This window comes from Mesorhizobium sp. WSM4307 (genome assembly GCF_007003945.1).
Taxonomy (GTDB): Bacteria; Pseudomonadota; Alphaproteobacteria; order Rhizobiales; family Rhizobiaceae; genus Mesorhizobium.
This window is the reverse complement of the sequence record NZ_VFTB01000010.1, coordinates 221,276-241,217: the sequence shown is the minus strand read 5'-3', so window position 1 is coordinate 241,217 and position 19,942 is coordinate 221,276. Positions and strand designations below refer to the sequence as shown.

Here is a 19,942-nt window from a genome sequence, read left to right as displayed (position 1 = left end):
TCTTCCTTCGCGATCGCGGCGAAATAAAGCTTGCAGCGAGAGTGCGGGAAACGGCCCTACTTCTTGCGGCGGACCGCGACCGGCGGCGGATCGATGGCGCCGGCCCTGACGTGGGCGGGCTTCAGCGCTGGCGCACCGGAATCCTTGACGATCGTCAGGCCGCGCGGAAAGAACTGAATATTGTGCTGCCCGCGCCCGATGTTGATGATCGTGGCGCCCTTCAGATGCTTTTCCAGCATCGCCAGAACACGCCGCAGCGAGGGGCCGTCGAACGCATCCATGGCTTCGTCGATGATCACCCATTTCGGCTGCCGCAAGGCGAGCCTGGCCACGCCCAGCAAGCGCTGCTCGTCATCCCCCAGTTCATGGTCCCAGCGCCCGACGCGGTCGAGCGAGGACGACAGCCGTTCCAGGCCAACCTCGGCCAGCACCGCCACAATGTCGGCGTCACTCGCGGGCGCATGCCCGTTGGCGTGATTGAGCACTTCGCGCAACGTGCCGGCCGGCAAATACGGCACGCGTGGCACGAAGATGAGGGGTTCTCCGGCCGGCAGGCCGATTCTTCCCCTGCCCCAGGGCCACAGGCCGGCAATGGCGCGGAAGAACAGCGTCTTGCCGGCGCCGGGTTCGCCGGTGATCATCACGCGATCGCCGGCGCGGATTTCGACATGCTGCTCGGAGAGCTTAGTGCAGCCCTCCGGCGAGGCCACCTGGAGCTTCTCGAACGTCAGGCTGCCATTGGCGTTCTCATCGAAAGTGATGCGCCTTTCGGTGTCGTGCAGCACATCGGTTTCATCGAGCGCGATGCGGAAGTCGGCGACACGCATCAGCGTGGCCCGCCAATCGGCGATGCTGCCGATATTGTTGATGAACCAGCGCAACGAGGAATGGACCTGGTTGAAGGCGCCGACCGCCATCATCAGCCCGCCAAAGCTGATGTCGCCCGAGAAATAGACGGGCGAGGCAACCAGGATCGGCGCCACGACGGTAATCCAGCCATAGGTATCGGTCACCCAGGACAGGTTGATCTGCGCGGTATAGATGCGCCGCATGGCGCCCAGCACCGTGCCGAGGTCGAGTTCGAGCCGCTGCCTGGCGTCGGCCTCGCCATGGTACAGCGCGATGGCATCGACATTTTCGTTGACGCGCACCATCGAGGAGCGCAGCTCCGCCTCTCGTGTGTAGCGGTCGCTGTTCAGTTTGATGAGCGGCCGGCCGACCAGCCAGCTCAGCCAGGAGGCTGTGCCGGCATAGAGGAACGCCGCCCAGACCATGTAGCCCGGTATGGCCAGCGACCAGCCGTTGATGTGGAAGACGAAACCCGAAGACAGTTCCCACAATACGCCGACGAAGGACACGAGCAGGATGAGCGACTGCAGGAGCCCGACGCCGAGATCGGTCGACAGGTCGGACAGATGCGCCGCATCCTGCTGCATGCGCTGGTCGGGATTGACGCCGATGGCACCGGCATTGGCCAGCCGGAAGGCGCGTGCCGGCCGCATCCACTGGTCGATCAGGTCGAGCGTCAGCGCCTCGCGCAGCTTCAGCCGGATCATCTGGTTGAGCCAGGTCTGACCGATATTGAGCATCAGCAGCCCGCCGGCGATCATCGCAAAGACAAGGAGCTGGTGCACGAAGGCCGCCATGTCGCGGCGTGCCAGCGCATCGTAGAAGGGCTGGTTCCAGCGGTTGAGCAGGACCTGGCCGATCGAGGTCGCGATGATGACGGCCATGATGCCGACCGACGTCCACAGCAGCCATTTGCGAACCGGCGACACCACCAGCGCCCGCCTGATCGTCGCAACCTGATCACGCAGGCTGCTGGCCTCGACGGCGACCGGCTGAACGGTGGCCTGATTGTCAAGTTGATCAGCCATGTCAGAGGTCCTTGCGTTCAGGTGCGATGCTGAATCCGGATGATGACGGCATCCGCATATCAGGCAGGTTGCGAGTTCACCACGACAGATAGGTCGAGGAGGGACGCGCCGTGCGCGTTTCTAGCATGATCACGAAGGTTTCACCTGGCGAGACGGCATGGCCCCGCCTGTCGCCTCGGCCCGGCGGCCGAGCCGTGTCGCGCCGTGTGGCGACAGCACCGGCACGAAGACGCGGCGCGAGGCGCGCTGGGCGACCGGCACGCCCTGATAGAGCCGCTTCTGCGCCTCGACGACGATGACGCCGGAAAAGATCGGCCACAGCCGCCGGCCGGCGCGCTCCAGCACATTGTGGAAGCGCATCATGAAGCGCCGCCGCGATGGCGGGAAGAACAGCGCATCCGACCAGGCGGCAGGCGTGAAATTCGCCTCGCGCAGCAGTTCCGTCAGTTGCCCGCGCGAGAACGGCCGGCCATTGCCGAACGGTGTGTGCTCGAAGCGCGCCCAGACACCGCGCCGGTTGGGCACGACGATGACGACGCGCCCCGCGGGCGACAGCACCCGCCAGATCTCGTTCAGCGTCTCGCGCGGATTTTCGACATGTTCGAGCGAATGGACGAGCAGCATGCGGTCGATGCAGGAATCGACCAGTGGCAGTTCCTCGTCGAAGACCAAAGCGGTCGCTGTCGGCCCGGCTGCCGGCCAGACCACGGCACCCTGCGTCGCCGGCATGAAGGCAAAGACCCGCTCCGCATCGGAGCCGAAACGCTCCAGCCAGGGCAAGGTATAGCCGAGCCCGACCAGCCGTTCATTGGGGACAGCCGCCCATATCGACGACAGCGCCATGGTGATCGAACGCTCGGCGAACCGGCCAAGCGTTGTCGAATAGAAGGAGCGAAGGTCGACGATGTCGGAATGCATGTCAGGGATGTAGCCGTGATATCGGCCGGTTTCAACAAAAGGCCCTGAGGCGGCCGACACATTGCGATGATATTCGTCATCCCCGGGAATGACATTCGTCATCCCGTAGATGACATACGCCCACCGGCGCCCTATGTCTGCGGCGACAAAAGGAGAGACGCGATGGCGGTCGAAATCGAACAGTTCATGTGCCGGAGCGACAATTTCGGCGTGCTGGTGCATGACCCCAAGAGCGGGCAGACGGCGATCATCGACGCGCCCGAGGAAGCGCCGATCCTGGCCGCGATCAAGCGCACCGGCTGGACGCCGACGATGATCCTGACCACGCATCATCATATGGACCACGTCGAGGCCAATCTGGCGCTGAAGGAGCGCTTCAGGCTGCGCATCGTCGGCCCGGAGGCGGAAAAGGCCAAGATCCCCGGCATCGACGAAACCGTCGAGGAGGGCTCCGTCCTTCAGCTCGGCGACGAGCGCATCGAGGTGATCGCCACACCTGGCCATACCGCCGGCCATGTCTCCTATCATCTGCCGGCATCGCAAGTGGCGTTCACCGCCGACACGCTGTTTGCGCTGGGCTGTGGGCGGCTGTTCGAATGCAGGCCGCCGGTGATGTATGAATCGCTGCGGAAACTCGCAGCCCTTCCCGCCGAGACGACGATCTATTGCGGCCATGAATACACGCTCGCCAACGCCCGTTTCGCGCTGACCGTCGACCCGACCAATTCGGCCTTGAAGGAGCGCGCCGCCAGGATCGAGGCACTGCGGGTCGACAACAAGCCGACACTGCCGACGACGATCGGCGAGGAACTGTCGACCAATCCCTTCCTGCGCTGGCACGATCCGGCGATCCGCAAGCATCTCGGCATGGAAAAGGCCGGGGACGCCGAGGTGTTCGCCGAGATCCGCAAGCGCAAGGACAATTTCTGAGCAGCTCCGACCGATGACCAGCGCAGCAGAAATCATCGCCACCCTCGGACTGAAGCCGCATCCGGAAGGCGGCTGGTACGCGGAAACCTTTCGTGACGAGGCCGGCGGAGCGCGCGGCCATTCGACCGCCATCTATTTCCTGCTGGAACAGCACCAGCTTTCGGCCTGGCATCGGGTCAAGGACGCAGCCGAGGTCTGGCATTTCCATGCCGGCGCGCCGCTGGCGCTGTCGATGTGGCAAGAAGGCGCTGCCGTCATTGAGCAGGTGCTCGGCATCGGCCTCGCGGCCGGCGAACGGCCGCAGATCGTCGTGCCGGCGGGCTGGTGGCAGTCGGCGCGCAGCCTGGGCGAATGGGCGCTGGTCGGCTGTACCGTCGCGCCCGGCTTTGATTTCGCCGCCTTCGAACTGGCCGAGCCGGGCTGGAATCCTAACCCAGCAGGAACCCCAGCGTAATCCCAAGCTGGGCTGCGTAGTACAGCACCCAGACGGCCAAACGCATCCAGGCGCGATGCGGCGAGATGGCCGCCACCAGAAATTTCTCGGTGGCCAGCAGACCGTCCGATGCCATGAACAGCACCGCGCCGCCGATGACCCAGGCGCTGTTGGTGGTCAGCGCCGCCATGCCCATCGCCAGGATCGCCACGACATAGATGGCGATCGGCACGCGCAGGCCGGGCCCGACACGGCGCCAGAGCGCGGCCAGCATGACGATGACGAACACCGCCAGTGCCAGCGCGATCGCCCCGCGCCAGGGCTCGGCCCCAAGCAGTCCCAACCCGCCGCCGCTGCGCAGGAACAGCGCGATGTAGACGATGTGGGCGACAAGGAAGCTGGCGAGCCCACCGAGAAACGCCTTTTCGCCGTCGCGCGACAAGAACGCGTCGCCCACCGCGCTGAGCGCAAGGGCCGCGACCAGCAGCAGCGGGCCGCCTTGCAGCGCCGAAAGCACGGCAAGCATCGCGACCGCGAGCGTCTTGGCCGCGGAGCGGGCGAGGCTCGGCGGCATGCCCAGCGTGAAGGCATAGATCACCGCCGCCACCAGCGAGAAGATCAGCGTCGCATTGGCATTGGCGTCGATGCCGCCGGCAAACGGCATCGTCATGCCGCGGCTCCGCTTTCGGATGCCTTGGCTTGGCTCTCGGCCTGGGCCGGCTTGCGCAGGAACAGCGACTTCGCCGCCAGGGCCGCGCCACCGGTGATGAGCACGCAGGCGGCGAGGATACGCAGCGACGGCTCGGCAACGCCGGCCGCAATCAGCACCAGCGTCGAGAGCAACGGCGCCAAGTAGCTTGCCGCGCCCAGCACCTGAATGTTGCCGCGCTTGACGCCGATGTCCCAGGCATAGAAGGCCGCACCCACCGGCATCAGGCCAAGTCCGAGCACGGCCAGCCACTGGCCCGCGCCATTTGGCAGAACGGTTTGTTCCAGCGCCAGATGGCAGACGAGCGACAGCACGGCGGTCGCCGCGCAGAACCAGGTGACGATGCTGGTCGGCACCGAGGGAAAGCGCCGTGACAAAAGCGAATAGGACGACCAGAGCAGGGCGCAGACGGCCGCCATGGCGTAACCGAAGGCGTAGCGCGCATCGAAGGCCAGCCCGCCGCCCTTGGTGACGATCAGCACGGTGCCGGCCAGGCCGAGCAACGCGCCGACGACATGGTTCCACGCCAGTTTTTCGCCCGGCACAAGGGCGGAGCCGAGCACGATCAGCAGCGGCCACAGATAGGCGATCAGGCTCGCCTCCATCGCCGGCGCGTTGCGCAGCGCTGTGAAATAGAAAAAGTGGTAGCCGAACAGGCCGGCAATACCGATCAGCCAGACCTGCGGCGGTATTTTCTGGCTCTCGGCGGCCGGCATGAACAACCGCGCGACAAGGCCGACGCCGGTGCCGATCGAGAAGGTGAGCGCCGACAAAAGGAACGGCGGCACCTTGCCGGACGCATCGGTGAGCAGCGCCAGAAGCGCCCACATGGCGACCGCTGAAAAACCGATCAGTGTTGCGCGCCCCATTCCTGCCCCCGACGGCGCACCGAGGCGCCCACCACAATCTCGGGAAACCGCGTGGCGGTGGTCGTCCCGAAATTGCGTAAGATTACTCGACCGCTTCGAACCGTCTCGCGCTTATGGTCAGCGGACCGATCTGGGTCCCTACCGTAGCGTGGATCGGCGCATATACGCCGGTTTGGCCGAGCGGTGCAAACGTCACCATCATGCGGCTTTTGTTCCTGAGATAGTTCAGCGCCTTGCGGCCCTTGCGATAGCCGGCCACCGGCTCGAAACCCATCCGGCAGGTGATGGTGTCGCCCTTGTAGCCCGGCACCGAGATGGTGCCTTTCGAATCATAGGTCAGAGTCAGGTCGGCGCGCATCTCGCCATCATAGAACTTGACCGTGCGGCCGCAGACCCGGTCGAGGCTGTCGGCGTGGATGACGGTGGCGGCCATCGGATCGAGTACCGATGCCAGGTCGCCGGCGCCGATCGGCACCCAGTCGTTGGGGTCGCGCTTGCCAGGCGCCGGGACGACCTGCGTCGAGGTGACAGCGCCGTTGGCAAAGCGAATGTCGATCGCCGACGCCTTCTTGCCGGAGGTATAATCGGCACGGAACGCCTGGGGCACCATTTTCTTGCCGGAAATCGTGCCCTTCGACGAGACCGTGCCGCGCGTGTCGTCGAATAATTTGGCGAGGCCCGCAGCCGTCACGCTACCTTCGATCGCGTAGGCGCCGTTCTCGTAATGGCTGGAGAAGGTCGATTTCGCGATCGAGAGACCAAGGAATGACACCGTGTACTCACCCTTGAACGACTGCGGCGAGGCAGCCGACGCGGCGGACGGCAAGGCGACGGCGAGCACGGCAACAAGCGCGTGAGACAAACGAAGCATGGCGGGATCGGATCCTTGATTTTCGGCCGGAGGCGGGCGACTCCGGTCTGGCGTGTCCCTATGAGACCGCTTATAGGATGAAATCCGGCCTTAATATGAAATGCCGGGCGCTTCCGTGGCGAAGCCGGAGCTTGACGCCCCGGTGAAATGCAACTATGGAACGCCAACTTTTTCCATAAGGCCGCCTGATCAGAACCGCGCGCCACCCGGCGTGGGCACAAAGGTTTGGCAGGTCCCGAGAGAATTGAAGGTTAGAATTATGTCCCGCACCTGCGAACTCACTGCCAAGGCAGTCCAGACCGGCAACAATGTGAGCCACGCCAACAACAAGACCAAGCGTCGCTTCCTGCCGAATCTCGTCAATGTGACGCTGATCTCGGAAGCGCTGAACCAGAATGTGCGCCTGCGCATTTCGGCCAACGCGCTGCGTTCGGTCGAACATCGCGGCGGCCTCGACGCCTTCCTGGCCAAGGCCGACGTCAAGGAGCTGTCGCAGCGCGCGCGCCTGCTGAAGAAGCAGATTGCCAAGAAGCTGGCCGAACAGGTCGCTGCCTGACATCGTATAAAGGCGGGGGACCGCCCGGGCCAACTTTGTTGGCCTTGAGCATCGGATGGATCCGCAAGGTTCGACAATCCGGTGCTCGACTACGAAGCGAGCAGCGCCCGATGGGCATGATGCTCCTCTGGTTCCATTACCCAGGATAAAAAAATGACTTCCTTCTCGCGATATCTGCCCTTCGTGGCCGCCATGGCGCTTGTCGTCGTGGCATCGAACATTCTCGTGCAGTTCCCGATGCAGGGCCAGATCGGCGGCCTGTCGCTGGCCGACCTTTTGACCTGGGGGGCTTTCACCTATCCCTTTTCCTTCTTGGTCACCGACCTCGCCAACCGCCGCTATGGCCCTGCCGTGGCGCGCCGCATAGTCTTCGTCGGCTGCATGACGGCGGTGGTCTGCTCGATCCTTGTCCCGCCCTTCCTGTTTCGCCATGGCCTGATCGAATTCGAGACCGCGGCCGCCCGACTGGTGCGCATCGCAGCCGCTTCAGGCGCGGCGTTCCTGTCCGCGCAACTGCTCGACGTCACCGTGTTCAACCGGCTGCGCCGGCAGAGCTGGTGGCGCGCGCCGATCGTCGGCACACTGGTCGGGTCGGTCTTCGACACCATGGTGTTCTTCACCGTCGCTTTCTCGGCCGCTTTCGCTTTTGCGGGCCCGAACGACAGTTTCGCGCTCGAGACGGCGCCGCTGATGGGCGTCTTCCACGTCGAGGCCATGCGCTGGGTTTCCTGGGCGCTGGGCGATCTCTCGGTGAAGCTGATCATCGCGGTGGTCGCGCTCATCCCTTATCGGCTGCTCGCCGCTCGCTGGAGCCAGCCGGCGCTGGCCGTTTAAACCATGATCCCCTGGGTTCACCTCGATTCGGCAAAGACCGGGGATGGTGTCCAGGAACTTCGCCTCAAGCGTCGCGGCAGCGAATTCTCGATCATGCTCGGCACCAACGAACTGATGAACAGCCGCCTCAGCGGCTCCGAGCAAGCGCTTGCGAAACTGTCGTGCCAAAGGATTGCGGGCCATCGCCAGCCGAGGATCCTGATCGGCGGCCTCGGCATGGGTTTTACATTGCGCGCCGCTCTGGCCGAACTTGGCAAGGATACCGGCATCGTTGTCGCGGAACTGGTGCCGGCGGTCGTCGCCTGGGCACGCGGCCCGATGGCGGAGGTGTTTGGCGGCTGTCTCGACGACCCCCGCGTCGCCATCCATGAGACCGATGTCGGGCAATTGATCCGGTCTGGGTCCGCGACCTGGGACGCCATCCTGCTCGACGTCGACAACGGCCCCGAAGGCATCGTCCACAAGGGCAACGACGCGCTCTACAGCCTCGCGGGCCTCGGCGCCGCACGCACTGCCCTCAAGCCGGGCGGCGTGCTGGCGGTGTGGTCGCAAGGACCTGACAGCGGCTTCACGCGGCGGCTGAAGCAGGCAGGCTTCGCCGTGGAGGAGGTCAACAAGCGCGCCAACGGCAAGCGCGGCGCGCGCCACGTCATCTGGATCGCCACCAACGGCTCCCGGGAAGGCGCCTGACCAGATCGAATCCGCCCAAACCGAACCCGCCGTTGAAAACGCTTCAGCTTGGCAGTTGGACCGCTTCTCAGTCCTGGTGCAGGACGAATTCCAGGTAGAGGTTGCGCTGCAGGATCGAGTGGTTGTCGTCGGAGATCAGCGACACCATCACCGCGCCGTCATCGCGCGTCCAGACGTCGAGACCTTCCATATTGTCGATCTGGTAGCCCATGTCAGCGTCCAGCAGCACGGGTCCGTCGGCGACGGCGCCCTTCTCGACACTCTCGCCATGGATGCGCCGCAGCCGCATCTTGAGCCCGCCCGCCATGGTGAAACTGCGCTCCAGCAGCAAAAGGTCGCCGTCCGGCAGGAAGGCGCCGTCGGTGATGTCGAAGTCGCCGTTGCGCTTGACGGTGAAGACGCCCTTGTGCGGCCCTTCGATGATGGCGGCGTAGATGTTGCCGGCTCTGTCGAGGCTTTTCTCTGACACCACGACCAGACCGCCCTGATGCTGGCCGTTGGCATTGGCATGGGTAACGGTCTCGAAGCCGCGATTCTGGCGCAGCTCGCGCGCCGGCACCAGGAAATCCAGCTGCCGGTACGGCGCCTTCATATCAGTCGGATCGATCTTGAACTGGGCGACGCGGTGGTTGCGCTCGAAGCCGACGGTGGCGATGCCATCCTTGACCGCAAGGCCTTCGGCGTCGACTTCCCATTTCTCGTCGATCGGCTGGCCGCCCTGGTCGACCATCTGCTGCATGCGGAAGTTCTGGATGCCCACGGGCCGCCTGTCGGCATCGCGGGCCACCGTGCCGAAAAACCAGTAGCCGGTGTCGGCCACGCCGATGAAATCGCTGCCCGCTTTCAGAAAGCGGAGGGCCGACAGCGCGCCGAAATCACGCGATTTCGAGGTCATTTCCAGCCCGCCGACGAATTCGAGCGAGCCGAACTGCTTGTCGGTCCGGCCAATGCGGAACTCGGTGATCGGGCGGGACGAAACCTCGATGGGTTCAACCGAGGCCGAGCCAACCGCACCGGCTGGCGCCGAAGCCACGCCGGCGAACAGGGCGATGGCGGCGAAGAGCGTTTGCCGAAACCCGCCGCGCGAAAGGATCATCCGGCGCGCCGCATGCCGCTGCGCCGCGTGTCGCGCGCGCTTTCCTCGGCAAACAGCGAGGCCAGTTGCTCGGTCATGGCGCCGGCCAGTTCCTCGGCATCGACGATGGTGACGGCGCGGCGATAATAGCGCGTAACGTCATGGCCGATGCCGATGGCCAGCAGTTCCACCGGAGAGCGCGTCTCGATCAGCTCGATGACGGCGCGCAAATGGCGTTCGAGATAATTGCCGGGATTCACCGAAAGCGTCGAATCGTCGACCGGCGCGCCGTCCGAGATCATCATCAGGATCTTGCGCTGTTCGGGCCGGGCGATCAGGCGGTTGTGCGCCCACAGCAGTGCCTCGCCATCGATGTTTTCCTTGAGCAGGCCTTCGCGCATCATCAGGCCGAGATTGCGCCGTGCCCGCCGCCACGGATGGTCGGCCGACTTGTAGATGATGTGGCGCAGATCGTTGAGGCGGCCGGGGTTCGGCGGCTTGCCGTCCTTCAGCCACTTCTCGCGCGCCTGCCCGCCCTTCCACGCCCGCGTGGTGAAGCCGAGGATCTCGACCGAAACGCCGCAGCGTTCCAGCGTACGGGCAAGAATGTCGGCGCAGGTGGCGGCGACCGTGATCGGCCGGCCGCGCATCGAGCCCGAATTGTCGAGCACCAGCGTCACCACCGTGTCGCGGAATTTGGTGTCGCGTTCCTGCTTGAAGGACAGCGGCTGCATCGGGTCGATGACGACGCGCACCAGCCGCGCCGGGTCGAGATAGCCCTCTTCCAGGTCGAAATCCCACGACCGGTTCTGCTGCGCCATCAGCCGGCGCTGCAGCCGGTTGGCCAGCCGCCCGACGACACCAGACAGATTGGCCAGTTGCTTGTCGAGGAAGGCGCGCAGCCGGTCGAGCTCTTCCTCTTCGCAAAGCTCTTCGGCGCCGACCGTCTCGTCGAAAGCGGCGGTGTAGACCTTGTAGTCGATTTCCTTCGGCAGATTGGTGAAGGGGTTGTCGTTGCGGCGCGCCTCGCCGGGCGTTTCGGCGTCGGCATCGTCGTCATCGGACAGATCGTCGGCGGTGGCGTCGGAGGCTTCCGTCTCGGACGACTGCTCGTCATCGGCCGAAGCCTCGGCGTCCTCGGACTGCGACTGCTCGGAGCCGGAATCGTCTTCCCCGCCCTCCTCGCTCTGCTCCTCGCCTTGCGGCTGGTTGTCGTCATTGTCCTCGGAATCTTCCGTCTCCTGGTCGTCGCCGAGTTCCTCGGCCATCTCCATGGAGGCGAGCATCTCGCGCACGACGCGGGCGAACGCCTGCTGGTCGTCGAGCTTAGCCGACAGGCCGTCGAGGTCGGCCTTGGCCTTTTCCTCGACCCAGGGACGCCAGAGCTCGACCAGCCGCTCGCCGCTTTTCGGGACCGCCCGGCCGGTCAGCTTCTCGCGCACCATGAGCGCCAGCGCTTCCTCGATCGGAGCGTCGGCCTTGTCCTTGACGTCGACAAGGTTGGCCTTGGCGTATTTGTCCTCCAGCATCGAGCCGATATTGTCGGCAACGCCCTGCATGGCGCGGCTGCCGATCGCCTCGACACGGGCCTGCTCGACCGCGTCATAGATGGCGCGCGCCGCCTTGCCTTCCGGCGCCAGCTTGGTGTGGATGCGCGCATCATGGCAGGCGCGCTTCAGCGCCATGGAATCGCCGAGGCCGCGGGTGATCGCGATATCGGTCTTCGACGCCTTCTTCGGAAGTTCCGGCAAGCGCGCCCGGCTGCCGGCGAGCGCCGGCCTGTCCTTGGCGAAGCCGACTTCCATGTCCTTGTCGCCGGCAATGGCGCGCATGCAGACGGTGACGGCGCGCTTGAAGCTGTCGGCTTCAGACCCCGTCTTCGACTTGTTGCGCGTGTTGTCGCCCGGACCCGCCATTATCTATCTCTATTTCGCCACAGGCTGTTGACCAAGCTGAGAGCGGAGGAGGCCAACAATCTCTTCCACCGAGATTGTAAAGTAACCGCCCTTCCCACTGTCATATGCCTGTCTCCACAGACCATATCCATGGCCGAAGCCATCTGGAATTGTACCAGTCCCCTCAAGCCCAACCACACTCTCCCTAAGCTGGTTGGCCGCTATAGGGAGGTAGGGAACAGTTTGCAGCGGCTTTCCGCCATTCGGTATCGGCGCATCGGTGATTGAAATCGACACGACCGGTTGATCTTCACCTTCCAGATTGTCGACCGCGCCTATGATCACCCGCGAGGATATCGGCGTCGCTCCGTGATACGTCCAAATCTGCCCGGGCTTGAATGGTTCATCCTGGGCCATGGCTGCCTGTCCGAGACCAAAGCAGAGGATTGAAAAACTCCACAGGAACGTCCGACGGGTTGTTCCCATGGAGTGATGTTACCCCAGCACCACGTTGGCGGCGCTCTCGGGCAGATCCTCGCCAAAGGCGCGCTGGTAGAACTCGGCCACCACCGAGCGCTCCAGCTCGTCGCACTTGTTGAGGAAGGTCAGCCGGAACGCCATGCCGATATTGCCGAAAATCTCGGCGTTCTCGGCCCAGGTGATGACGGTACGTGGGCTCATCACGGTCGACAGATCGCCATTGATGAAGGCCGAGCGCGTCATGTCGGCGACGCGCACCATCTTGTTGACGATCTCCTTGCCCTTGTTGTCGCGATAGTGCTTGGCCTTGGCCAGCACGATGTTCACTTCATTGTCGTGCGGCAGGTAGTTCAGCGTGGTGACGATCGACCAGCGGTCCATCTGCGCCTGGTTGATCTGCTGCGTGCCGTGATAGAGGCCGGTCGTGTCGCCGAGGCCGACCGTGTTGGCGGTCGAGAACAGGCGGAAGGCCGGATGCGGACGGATGACCCGGCTCTGGTCGAGCAGCGTCAGCCGGCCCGACGATTCCAGCACGCGCTGGATGACGAACATCACGTCCGGACGCCCGGCGTCATATTCGTCGAAGCAGAGCGCGACATTGTGCTGGTAGGCCCAGGGCAGGATGCCGTCGCGGAATTCGGTGATCTGCAAGCCGTCCTTGACGACGATCGCATCCTTGCCGACGAGGTCGATACGGCTGACATGGCTGTCGAGATTGACGCGCACGCAGGGCCAGTTGAGACGGGCGGCGACCTGCTCGATATGGGTCGACTTGCCGGTGCCGTGATAGCCCGACACCATGACGCGGCGGTTGTAGGCAAAGCCCGCCAGGATCGCCAGCGTAGTTGCCTTGTCGAACAGATAGTCCGGATCGACGTCAGGCACATGTTCTGATGTCACCGAATAGGCCGGCACCACCATCTTGGAGTCGAAGCCGAATTTATCCTTCACCGACACCGTCGTGTCGGGCAGGTTGGCGATGTCGCGATCGACCTTGTTCATATCTCTCAACGTCTCCACGGGCGAAACGTCCCGTTTCGCCGGCAATCGATTTTGTTCGGGGGCGGTCTTAAAGCCTTTTCCAACCTTATGAAAGTTGGAAAGCGACATGAACCGTAGGGTCGCTCAGCACAGGCCCGCCTGTTTGAGCACGCGATAGGCCTGCAGCACATCGCGGAACCGGTCTTCCGAACCTCTGTCGCCACCATTCGCATCCGGATGGTGACGCTTCACCAGTTCCTTATAGCGCGCCTTGATATCCTTGCCAGTCGCCTTTGTATCAAGGCCAAGCGTTTCCAGCGCCTTGGCCTCAAGCGGCTTGGCCTTGCGCTCGCGCGCCTCGCGCGGATCCTTCGGCCCCTTGAACAGGTCGAACGGGTCGCGCATGCGGTTGTAATAGCCGGCACGGCCGGAGCGCATCTGCGCCATATCGGGTGACGAACGTGTCGAGGCGCCGTTGACGCCCATCTTCCAGGTCGGCCGATGGCCGGTCATGGCCTCCTTCTGGAAGCGCGCGACCTCGGTGTCCGGCACGCCGGAGAAGTAGTTGAAGCCCTTGTTGTACTCGCGCACATGATCGAAGCAGAAGCGGAAATACTCGCCCTCCTTCATGCGCCCGACGGGCGCGCGATGGGTGCCAGGCTCCTTGCAGCCGTCCCACTGGCAGATCGGCGAGTGCGACTTCAGCTCCGCATCCTTCTCCGGGCGGATGCGAATCTTCTCGAAATATTTGGGATACGGCTTCATCTCACCCATTTATGGGGCGTTCGCAGATGCGAAACAAGAATTGACATTTTCGCGATCATCGCCCTAACCGCTGAATCGCGGCTTAAAGCAGGCGAATGGCGGATTTAGTTGCGCAATAGCGGCCCCCGAGGCTGGCGCGCCAGCCACATGTGGTGAACGGAGACGGCAATGTCCATACAGGCGACCATGGAAGACAAGCTCAACAAGGCATTTTCGCCGGAGCGGCTGGTCATCATCAACGAAAGCCATCTCCACGCCGGCCACCATCACCATGGCTCGGACCACCATGGCGCCTATGACGGCACCGGCGAGACGCATTTTCGCGTTCGCGTCGTCTCGTCCGCCTTTGCCGGCATGAGCCGCATCGACCGCCACCGCGCCGTCAACGAATTGCTCGCCGACGAACTGAAGGCCGGCGTTCATGCATTGGCGATCGAACCGGCGGCGCCCGGCGAAAAGATCCGCTGGTAGCTCAATCCGCCCCGACCCTCCGCGGCGCGGTCAGATCACTGCTTCGATAACGAACGGCCCGCGCCGTGACAGGGCGCTGTCCAGCAGCGCGTCGAACCGCTCGCATGTGTCGGCGCGCGCCGCCTCCACGCCCATGCCCTTGGCCAGCGACACCCAGTCCAGCGCGGGATGATCGAGGTCGAGCATGCGCCGTGCGTTCTCGCCGATCGCGTTGACGCCGACATTCTTCATCTCGCCATGCAGGATCGCGTAGGTGCGGTTGGAAAAGACGATCGTCACCACGTCGAGATTTTCCCGCGCCTGCGTCCACAGGCCCTGCACCGTGTACATGCCGCTGCCGTCGGCCTCCAGATTGATCACCTTGCGGTCGGGACAGGCGATCGCCGCTCCTGTCGCCATCGGGATGCCGCCGCCGATCGATCCGCCGGTGCCCATCAGGTAGTCATGCGGCGCGGCAAAGGCCGACAGGGCGAAGAAACGCCGTGCCGAAGTGACTGCTTCGTCGCAGACGATCGCATTATCCGGCAGCTTGCGCGCCACCGACTGCGCGATGGCGTCCTCCGTCAGCCCGCCGCTCGGCGCGGCCTCGTCGGGAAAAGCGGTTGCAAAGTCAGCCCGTTGCGACGGCTCGATACCGAGTTCGTCGCGCAGCGCTTCCAGCGCCGCATGCAGGTTCTGCCCATGGGCAGCGAGCGTCAGCACCTGGCAGCCGTCGCGCACAAGCCGTCCCGGTTTTCCTGGATAGGCGAAGAAGGCAACCGGCTCCTTGCCGCCGACCAGCACCAGCACGTCGATATCCGCCAGCAGCGTCGTCGCCGCATCGATCGGATAGGGAATGCGTGTCGGCGCGACGCGCCCACGCCCGCGCTGCATCCGCGCGATCAGGACCTCGCTGAACAATTGGACATCGCAGGCCGCCGAAATCTGGCCGGCGATCTCGAGCGCATCGGCGCGCGCCGCTCGCCCGCGAACGATCATGCCGACACGGCCCGGAGCCGCACGGATCGCCGCGGCGGTCGCGCGCACGGCGTCGCTATCGACGGCCGGTGGCGGCGAAAGGATGACCTTGCCCGGCGAGGCCGGGGCAGCATCGCCCCAGGCGGCATCCGCCGGCAGGATCAGCGTCGTGACCCCGGGCGGCGTCAGCGAGGCGCGGAAGGCCGCCTCCGTGGCCGGCTGGACATCGGCCGGCCCGGCGATGCGGCGAACCCAGTTGGACATCGGCGCCGCCAGGCCTTCGATGTCGCTGGTGAGTGGCGCGTCGAGCGGCAAATGATAGGAAGCGTGGTCGCCGACGATGTTGATCGTCGGGCTGAACGCACGCCGGGCGTTGTGCATGTTGGCCAGCCCATTGGCGAGGCCCGGACCGGTGTGCAGCAAAGTCGCTGCCGGGCGGTCAGTCATGCGCGCATAGCCGTCGGCCGCGCCCGTCACCACGCCCTCGAACAGGCCAAGCACGCAGCGCATCTCAGGCTTGCGATCGAGTGCCGCAACGAAATGCATTTCGGAGGTGCCGGGATTGGCGAAGCAGACCGTCACATCGTTGGCCAGCAGCACGTCGCACAGGACATCGGCGCCATTCATGCAATTTTTCTCCAAGTCATGAGGACCAATTGCACTTAGGGATGTCCGCACGGCAATATCCCGCCGCCGCTTTTGGCATGATCCAGTCGCAGAAGTTGGCGAGCGGAAGTCGACAGCGATCAGCCGACCGTCGATTTCAGGAAGGCCAGGGCGGCAGCGGTCAGCGCGTCGCCATCCCTGCCGAAATCGCGGTTGATCGACATGTGCGTATAGGCGCTGCCGTCGAACAGCGTTACCGCGGTGCCCGTGGCGCGCAAGCGCTCGGCGAAGGCTTTCGACTCCTCGCCACGGCCTGACGCCCCCGAATACGCGATGAAGGTCGGCGGATGCTTGCGGCCATCGACATAGCTGGCGGGCGAAAGTGCCGCCCATTGCGAAGGGTCGGAAAAGACCCGCGCATAGGCACGCACCATGCGGCCATTCTTCTCGAGCGCCGCAAGATCATAGGCCCTGGTGTCGTCGAGAAGCAGGCCGGCGACGCCGGGCAGCCCGCCGCGCATGCCGGTCAGCGCGATCAGATGGCAGCCGGCGGAATGGCCCATGCCGACAACGCGCTTGGGGTCGCCACCATGCTTGGCGATATTTGCGCTGACATAGGCATAGGCCTTTTCGACGTCACTGGCCTGCGTGGCGACATCGGCCTCGGGCAGCATGCGGTAGTCGATGGAGACGAAGCAGAAGCCGTTGGCGAGCAGGAAGGCCGGCTTGGCGCCGACCTGGCTGCGCTTGCCGAACTCCCAGGCCCCGCCATGGGCGAAGAAGACGACAGGCAACCCGCTTGCGCCGTCGGGCGCATAGATGTCGAGCTTGGCCGGTCCGTAGTCGAAGGTTTTGGGAGATGGTGAGGATTGGCGCGCGAGCGTCGTGGCCGGCACAAAAGCCGCCATCGAAGCCAGAAGCAGGGTTCGCCGATCGATCATCATCTTCTCCTGACTGCCCGGCGCAAAATGCACCGGGACGCCGCGAAGTTCCAATGAAGGATCGGTAAGGTGGCCGAAAGTGGCGCTACGCGATCGGCCTGATCCTCAACCGGGCGATCCGGTTCTTGTCGCGCTTCATGACGATGAAGCGCTTGCCGTGGAAGGTGAAAGCCTGCTTCTCCTCGGGGATCGACTGCGCCTCGTGGATGACGAGGCCGGCAATCGTGGTCGCCTCCTCGTCCGGCAGGTTCCAGTCGAGCGCCCGGTTCAGGTCGCGGATCGGCACATTGCCGTCGACGACGACGGAACCGTCGGCCTCCTGCTTGACGCCCTGGATGTCAACATCGTGCTCGTCGGCGATCTCGCCGACGATCTCCTCGATGATGTCCTCCAGCGTCACCAGCCCTTCGACCTCGCCATATTCGTCGACGACGACGGCGAAATGCGCCTTGCGGCGCAGGAAGGCGTTGAGCTGTTCCTGCAAGGTCGTGGTGTCGGGCACGAACCAGGGCTTCGAGGCGATCTTCATCACGTCGATCTTGGAAAAGTCGTTGCCGACTTCGTTCAGCGCGCGCAGCAGATCCTTGGCGTGCAGCACGCCGACAATGTTGTCGAGCGAGCCCTTCCACAGCGGCATGCGGGTGTGCGGGCTCTGCAGGATCTCGCGCACCACTGCTTCCGGGGCGTTGTCGGCATTGACCGAGCGCATGTTGGTGCGGTGGACCATGATATCGGAGACTTCGAGCTCTTCGAGGTCGAACAGGCCGCCGATACGGTCGCGGTCCTCGCGCACCACCTGGCCGTCGCGGCGGAAATCGTCGACAGCACCGCGCAACTCATCCTGGCTCGAGCGCTGCGGCTCGATGCGCGACAGCTCATAGCCGAACATGGCGAGAAGGCGTGTGCGCACGGCAACGACCAGCAGGATGAGGATGGCAAGAACGGCGACGACGATCCAGCCATTGTCCATTTCAGCCGGCTTTCCGGCTGGCTGGGTGGTTTTCCCGCAGGAACGACAGCACTTCCGAAGCCGGAACGTCCTTGGCGATAAAAGCCTGGCCGATGCCGCGCGTCAGGATGAAGGTCAGCGCGCCGCGCGACACCTTCTTGTCCTGGGTGATGAAGGAAAGCAGCGCCTCGGCATCGGGCAATTCACCCGGAATATCGGCCATCCGCCACGGCAGACCGACCGCGCGCAGATGCGTCTCGACGCGTGCCGCGTCGTCGGGACTCGCCAGATTGAGCCGCGAGGAGAAGCGATGCGCCAGCGCCATGCCGATGGCGACCCCCTCGCCATGGACGAGCCGGGCGCCGTCATACTGCGTGGCGGCTTCGAGCGCATGGCCGAATGTGTGGCCGAGATTGAGCAGCGCCCGGTCGCCGGTCTCGAATTCGTCGCGGGCGACGACATCGGCCTTGGCACGGCAGGCTTCGGCAATCGCCTGCGCCCGCTCCGGCCCGCCGGCGAACACTTTTTGCCAGTTCGCCTCAAGCCAGGCGAAAAGTTCCGGCCGGTCGATCAGCCCGTACTTTGCGAGTTCGGCGTAGCCGGCGCGGAATTCGCGGATCGGCAGCGTGTCGAGCACTTCCGTGTCGGCCAGCACCAGTTTCGGCTGCAGGAAGACGCCGACAAGGTTCTTGCCGCGCGGGCTGTTGATGCCGGTCTTGCCGCCGACAGAGGAATCGACCTGCGCCAGCAGCGAGGTCGGGATCTGCACGAAATTCATACCGCGCCGCACGATGCCGGCGGCAAAACCGGTGAGATCGCCGATGACGCCGCCGCCCAGCGCGACGACGACGTCGCCACGCTCCAGCCTGGCGGCCAGAACGCCGTCGACCACCTCTTCGAGATGGGCAAAGCTCTTGGTCTTCTCGCCAGGCGGCATCGTGATGACGGTGGGCTGGATACCACCCTTCTCGAGCCCTGCCTTCAGCGTATCGAGATGCGCGGCGGCGACATTCTCGTCGGTGACGACAGCCGCACGCGTACCCGGCAGCCGGCGCGCAATCTCCTCGCCGGCGCGCGACAGAAGGCCGGAGCCGATCAATATGTCGTAGGCGCGGTCGCCAAGCCCGACTTCGACGGTGACTGGCTGGTCCACGCTCACGATTCGATCTCGCCCGTCGCTGCAATTTCATCGATGCCGAAATGCCGACACAGCGCGTTCAGCACCTCGGCGGCGATGACCTCCTTGCGATCGTCCCGGGTCGGCACGGTGACATCTGATGTCGCGTAGACCGGATAGCGCTCGCCCATCAGCCGCTCCAGCACGGCGCGGGGATCAGCACTTTTCAACAGCGGCCGGTTCTGCTTCTTCGAAACCCGGTCCATCAGAAGATCGAGCTCGGCCTTCAGCCACACCGAGACGCCATGGCCGGCGATGGCTTCGCGCGTCTGCGCGTTCATGAAGGCGCCGCCGCCGGTCGAAAGCACCTGCGGGCCATTCTCAAGCACGCGCAGGATGACACGCTGCTCCAAGGCCCTGAACTCGGTCTCGCCATAGCGTTCGAACAGCTCCGGCACGGTCATGCGCGAGACGCTTTCGATCTCCTGGTCGCTGTCGATGAAAGGCAGCGAAAGCATCGTCGCCACCTTGCGCCCGATCGCCGTCTTGCCGGCGCCCATCAAGCCGACAAAGACGATGGTCCGGCTGCCCAGCCGGCCAAGCAGCGCGGCGTGGCTCTCGCCTGGAGGATTTGCCTGGTGCGCGTTCATCAGTTGTTTCTTGGGCCCTCTTTGCCGGCGTATCGACATGAAAAGCCGGTTTGCGTCAAGCGTTCCGAGTATAGGCAAGCCTATATCGGGCGGAGGATGCCTGCATCAGAAGTTGCCGACAGGCCTCCGCTTCTTCCTTGAATTGGTCGGATTGGCGTCCCATAAGGGCACAGGGTTTGGAAACGCAGAACAAGAAGACGGGCGAAAATTGATGCCGACACTGTTTCGCTTTGTCGTGATCCTCGCGATTCTGGCCGGCATTGCCTATGGTACGATGTTCGCATTGGTGATGTTCGTCGAGCCCAAAAAAGCGGAGATGAGCGTGCGCATCCCGCCGGAAAAGCTGAACCCCAAGAAAAACTGACAGA

At 64.3% G+C, this 19,942-nt stretch carries 22 protein-coding genes; 7 read left to right on the top strand and 15 right to left on the bottom strand.

From position 1 onward, the window contains the following. Nucleotides 1–56: 56 nt before the first annotated feature. A complete protein-coding gene (locus tag FJV83_RS24955; protein WP_142885635.1) occupies nucleotides 57–1,877 on the bottom strand; it encodes an ABC transporter ATP-binding protein/permease in 1,821 nt (606 codons plus the stop codon). A 129-nt stretch (nucleotides 1,878–2,006) separates the two neighbouring features. Then, nucleotides 2,007–2,795 carry a methyltransferase domain-containing protein gene (locus FJV83_RS24950; RefSeq protein WP_095772250.1) on the bottom strand — a complete coding sequence of 263 codons (789 nt, stop codon included), beginning with the start codon at nucleotides 2,793–2,795 and terminating at the stop codon, nucleotides 2,007–2,009. 162 nt (nucleotides 2,796–2,957) lie between these two features. Here FJV83_RS24950 and gloB point away from each other — a divergent pair, with 162 nt between their 5' ends. Next, nucleotides 2,958–3,725, top strand: a complete 768-nt coding sequence (gene gloB, locus FJV83_RS24945) for a hydroxyacylglutathione hydrolase (protein WP_142885636.1) — start codon at nucleotides 2,958–2,960, stop codon at nucleotides 3,723–3,725. Nucleotides 3,726–3,738: 13 nt separating this feature from the next. Beyond that, on the top strand, nucleotides 3,739–4,179 hold the full coding sequence (locus tag FJV83_RS24940) for a cupin domain-containing protein (protein WP_142885637.1): 441 nt from the start codon (nucleotides 3,739–3,741) through the stop codon (nucleotides 4,177–4,179). On the opposite strand, the gene FJV83_RS24935 is transcribed toward FJV83_RS24940, so the two are convergent. The 3 genes from FJV83_RS24935 to FJV83_RS24925 all read right to left on the bottom strand — a co-directional run bounded on the left by FJV83_RS24935 (nucleotide 4,154) and on the right by FJV83_RS24925 (nucleotide 6,607). Next, the gene (locus FJV83_RS24935) at nucleotides 4,154–4,828 is read right to left on the bottom strand and encodes a lysoplasmalogenase family protein (protein WP_142885638.1); all 675 of its coding nucleotides are present in this window, start codon (nucleotides 4,826–4,828) and stop codon (nucleotides 4,154–4,156) included. The two genes, FJV83_RS24940 and FJV83_RS24935, sit on opposite strands and share 26 nt — an antisense overlap. Next, nucleotides 4,825–5,736 carry an EamA family transporter gene (locus tag FJV83_RS24930; protein ID WP_142885639.1) on the bottom strand — a complete coding sequence of 304 codons (912 nt, stop codon included), beginning with the start codon at nucleotides 5,734–5,736 and terminating at the stop codon, nucleotides 4,825–4,827. The genes FJV83_RS24935 and FJV83_RS24930 overlap by 4 nt, the downstream gene beginning before the upstream one ends. An 82-nt stretch (nucleotides 5,737–5,818) precedes the next feature. Continuing rightward, a complete protein-coding gene (locus FJV83_RS24925) occupies nucleotides 5,819–6,607 on the bottom strand; it encodes a DUF3108 domain-containing protein (protein ID WP_142885640.1) in 789 nt (262 codons plus the stop codon). A gap of 259 nt (nucleotides 6,608–6,866) precedes the next feature. On the opposite strand from FJV83_RS24925, the gene rpmB reads away from it, so the two are divergent. The 3 genes from rpmB (at nucleotide 6,867) to FJV83_RS24910 (ending at nucleotide 8,687) form a co-directional block, all read left to right on the top strand. Then, nucleotides 6,867–7,163 carry a 50S ribosomal protein L28 gene (rpmB, locus tag FJV83_RS24920; protein ID WP_010911765.1) on the top strand — a complete coding sequence of 99 codons (297 nt, stop codon included), beginning with the start codon at nucleotides 6,867–6,869 and terminating at the stop codon, nucleotides 7,161–7,163. 153 nt (nucleotides 7,164–7,316) lie between these two features. Continuing rightward, a complete protein-coding gene (locus FJV83_RS24915) occupies nucleotides 7,317–7,997 on the top strand; it encodes a queuosine precursor transporter (protein WP_142885641.1) in 681 nt (226 codons plus the stop codon). 3 nt (nucleotides 7,998–8,000) lie between these two features. Then, the gene (locus tag FJV83_RS24910; protein WP_142876514.1) at nucleotides 8,001–8,687 is read left to right on the top strand and encodes a spermidine synthase; all 687 of its coding nucleotides are present in this window, start codon (nucleotides 8,001–8,003) and stop codon (nucleotides 8,685–8,687) included. Nucleotides 8,688–8,754: 67 nt separating this feature from the next. Here FJV83_RS24910 and FJV83_RS24905 read toward each other — a convergent pair whose 3' ends face one another. The 5 genes from FJV83_RS24905 to FJV83_RS24885 form a co-directional block, all read right to left on the bottom strand. Beyond that, the gene (locus FJV83_RS24905) at nucleotides 8,755–9,783 is read right to left on the bottom strand and encodes an esterase-like activity of phytase family protein (RefSeq protein WP_095793208.1); all 1,029 of its coding nucleotides are present in this window, start codon (nucleotides 9,781–9,783) and stop codon (nucleotides 8,755–8,757) included. Beyond that, on the bottom strand, nucleotides 9,780–11,678 hold the full coding sequence (cobT, locus tag FJV83_RS24900) for a cobaltochelatase subunit CobT (RefSeq protein WP_142885642.1): 1,899 nt from the start codon (nucleotides 11,676–11,678) through the stop codon (nucleotides 9,780–9,782). Before cobT ends, FJV83_RS24905 begins: the two co-directional genes overlap by 4 nt. Nucleotides 11,679–11,687: 9 nt before the next feature. Next, complete coding sequence (locus FJV83_RS24895; RefSeq protein WP_246691916.1) at nucleotides 11,688–12,074, bottom strand: hypothetical protein; 387 nt, start codon at nucleotides 12,072–12,074, stop codon at nucleotides 11,688–11,690. 78 nt (nucleotides 12,075–12,152) lie between these two features. Next, nucleotides 12,153–13,139, bottom strand: a complete 987-nt coding sequence (gene cobS, locus FJV83_RS24890) for a cobaltochelatase subunit CobS (RefSeq protein ID WP_142885644.1) — start codon at nucleotides 13,137–13,139, stop codon at nucleotides 12,153–12,155. 123 nt (nucleotides 13,140–13,262) lie between these two features. Then, a complete protein-coding gene (locus FJV83_RS24885) occupies nucleotides 13,263–13,892 on the bottom strand; it encodes a J domain-containing protein (protein WP_019861454.1) in 630 nt (209 codons plus the stop codon). Nucleotides 13,893–14,051: 159 nt separating this feature from the next. Between FJV83_RS24885 and FJV83_RS24880 the strand changes: the two genes are divergently transcribed. Next, on the top strand, nucleotides 14,052–14,354 hold the full coding sequence (locus FJV83_RS24880; protein WP_142876519.1) for a BolA family protein: 303 nt from the start codon (nucleotides 14,052–14,054) through the stop codon (nucleotides 14,352–14,354). 30 nt (nucleotides 14,355–14,384) lie between these two features. On the opposite strand, the gene FJV83_RS24875 is transcribed toward FJV83_RS24880, so the two are convergent. The 5 genes from FJV83_RS24875 to FJV83_RS24855 form a co-directional block, all read right to left on the bottom strand. Beyond that, nucleotides 14,385–15,938 (bottom strand): acetolactate synthase large subunit, encoded by a 1,554-nt coding sequence (locus FJV83_RS24875; protein ID WP_142885645.1) that lies wholly within the window; start codon nucleotides 15,936–15,938, stop codon nucleotides 14,385–14,387. A gap of 119 nt (nucleotides 15,939–16,057) precedes the next feature. Further along, nucleotides 16,058–16,858 (bottom strand): alpha/beta hydrolase, encoded by an 801-nt coding sequence (locus FJV83_RS24870; RefSeq protein ID WP_142885646.1) that lies wholly within the window; start codon nucleotides 16,856–16,858, stop codon nucleotides 16,058–16,060. An 85-nt stretch (nucleotides 16,859–16,943) separates the two neighbouring features. After that, entirely contained in the window at nucleotides 16,944–17,828 is an 885-nt protein-coding gene (locus tag FJV83_RS24865) for an HlyC/CorC family transporter (protein WP_095772238.1), read from the bottom strand. 1 nt (nucleotide 17,829) lies between these two features. Continuing rightward, the gene (aroB, locus tag FJV83_RS24860; protein WP_095772237.1) at nucleotides 17,830–18,966 is read right to left on the bottom strand and encodes a 3-dehydroquinate synthase; all 1,137 of its coding nucleotides are present in this window, start codon (nucleotides 18,964–18,966) and stop codon (nucleotides 17,830–17,832) included. Continuing rightward, nucleotides 18,963–19,574 carry a shikimate kinase gene (locus FJV83_RS24855; RefSeq protein WP_142885647.1) on the bottom strand — a complete coding sequence of 204 codons (612 nt, stop codon included), beginning with the start codon at nucleotides 19,572–19,574 and terminating at the stop codon, nucleotides 18,963–18,965. The genes aroB and FJV83_RS24855 overlap by 4 nt, the downstream gene beginning before the upstream one ends. Before the next feature lie 211 nt (nucleotides 19,575–19,785). On the opposite strand from FJV83_RS24855, the gene FJV83_RS24850 reads away from it, so the two are divergent. After that, nucleotides 19,786–19,938, top strand: coding sequence for a hypothetical protein (locus tag FJV83_RS24850; protein WP_019861463.1), 153 nt, complete (start codon nucleotides 19,786–19,788; stop codon nucleotides 19,936–19,938). Nucleotides 19,939–19,942 lie beyond the last annotated feature (4 nt).

What these genes read in the sequence shown, in the direction of transcription:
- FJV83_RS24930 (WP_142885639.1), bottom strand. Translation starts at nt 5,736, where the DNA reads ATGGGGCGCGCAACACTGATCGGTTTTTCAGCGGTCGCCATGTGGGCG.
- FJV83_RS24885 (WP_019861454.1), bottom strand. Translation starts at nt 13,892, where the DNA reads ATGGGTGAGATGAAGCCGTATCCCAAATATTTCGAGAAGATTCGCATC.
- FJV83_RS24910 (WP_142876514.1), top strand. Translation starts at nt 8,001, where the DNA reads ATGATCCCCTGGGTTCACCTCGATTCGGCAAAGACCGGGGATGGTGTC.
- FJV83_RS24895 (WP_246691916.1), bottom strand. Translation starts at nt 12,074, where the DNA reads ATGGCCCAGGATGAACCATTCAAGCCCGGGCAGATTTGGACGTATCAC.
- FJV83_RS24880 (WP_142876519.1), top strand. Translation starts at nt 14,052, where the DNA reads ATGTCCATACAGGCGACCATGGAAGACAAGCTCAACAAGGCATTTTCG.
- FJV83_RS24940 (WP_142885637.1), top strand. Translation starts at nt 3,739, where the DNA reads ATGACCAGCGCAGCAGAAATCATCGCCACCCTCGGACTGAAGCCGCAT.
- FJV83_RS24905 (WP_095793208.1), bottom strand. Translation starts at nt 9,783, where the DNA reads ATGATCCTTTCGCGCGGCGGGTTTCGGCAAACGCTCTTCGCCGCCATC.
- rpmB (WP_010911765.1), top strand. Translation starts at nt 6,867, where the DNA reads ATGTCCCGCACCTGCGAACTCACTGCCAAGGCAGTCCAGACCGGCAAC.
- cobT (WP_142885642.1), bottom strand. Translation starts at nt 11,678, where the DNA reads ATGGCGGGTCCGGGCGACAACACGCGCAACAAGTCGAAGACGGGGTCT.
- FJV83_RS24855 (WP_142885647.1), bottom strand. Translation starts at nt 19,574, where the DNA reads ATGAACGCGCACCAGGCAAATCCTCCAGGCGAGAGCCACGCCGCGCTG.
- FJV83_RS24935 (WP_142885638.1), bottom strand. Translation starts at nt 4,828, where the DNA reads ATGACGATGCCGTTTGCCGGCGGCATCGACGCCAATGCCAATGCGACG.
- FJV83_RS24955 (WP_142885635.1), bottom strand. Translation starts at nt 1,877, where the DNA reads ATGGCTGATCAACTTGACAATCAGGCCACCGTTCAGCCGGTCGCCGTC.
- FJV83_RS24850 (WP_019861463.1), top strand. Translation starts at nt 19,786, where the DNA reads ATGCCGACACTGTTTCGCTTTGTCGTGATCCTCGCGATTCTGGCCGGC.
- FJV83_RS24915 (WP_142885641.1), top strand. Translation starts at nt 7,317, where the DNA reads ATGACTTCCTTCTCGCGATATCTGCCCTTCGTGGCCGCCATGGCGCTT.
- gloB (WP_142885636.1), top strand. Translation starts at nt 2,958, where the DNA reads ATGGCGGTCGAAATCGAACAGTTCATGTGCCGGAGCGACAATTTCGGC.
- FJV83_RS24950 (WP_095772250.1), bottom strand. Translation starts at nt 2,795, where the DNA reads ATGCATTCCGACATCGTCGACCTTCGCTCCTTCTATTCGACAACGCTT.
- FJV83_RS24870 (WP_142885646.1), bottom strand. Translation starts at nt 16,858, where the DNA reads ATGATCGATCGGCGAACCCTGCTTCTGGCTTCGATGGCGGCTTTTGTG.
- FJV83_RS24865 (WP_095772238.1), bottom strand. Translation starts at nt 17,828, where the DNA reads ATGGACAATGGCTGGATCGTCGTCGCCGTTCTTGCCATCCTCATCCTG.
- FJV83_RS24875 (WP_142885645.1), bottom strand. Translation starts at nt 15,938, where the DNA reads ATGAATGGCGCCGATGTCCTGTGCGACGTGCTGCTGGCCAACGATGTG.
- cobS (WP_142885644.1), bottom strand. Translation starts at nt 13,139, where the DNA reads ATGAACAAGGTCGATCGCGACATCGCCAACCTGCCCGACACGACGGTG.
- FJV83_RS24925 (WP_142885640.1), bottom strand. Translation starts at nt 6,607, where the DNA reads ATGCTTCGTTTGTCTCACGCGCTTGTTGCCGTGCTCGCCGTCGCCTTG.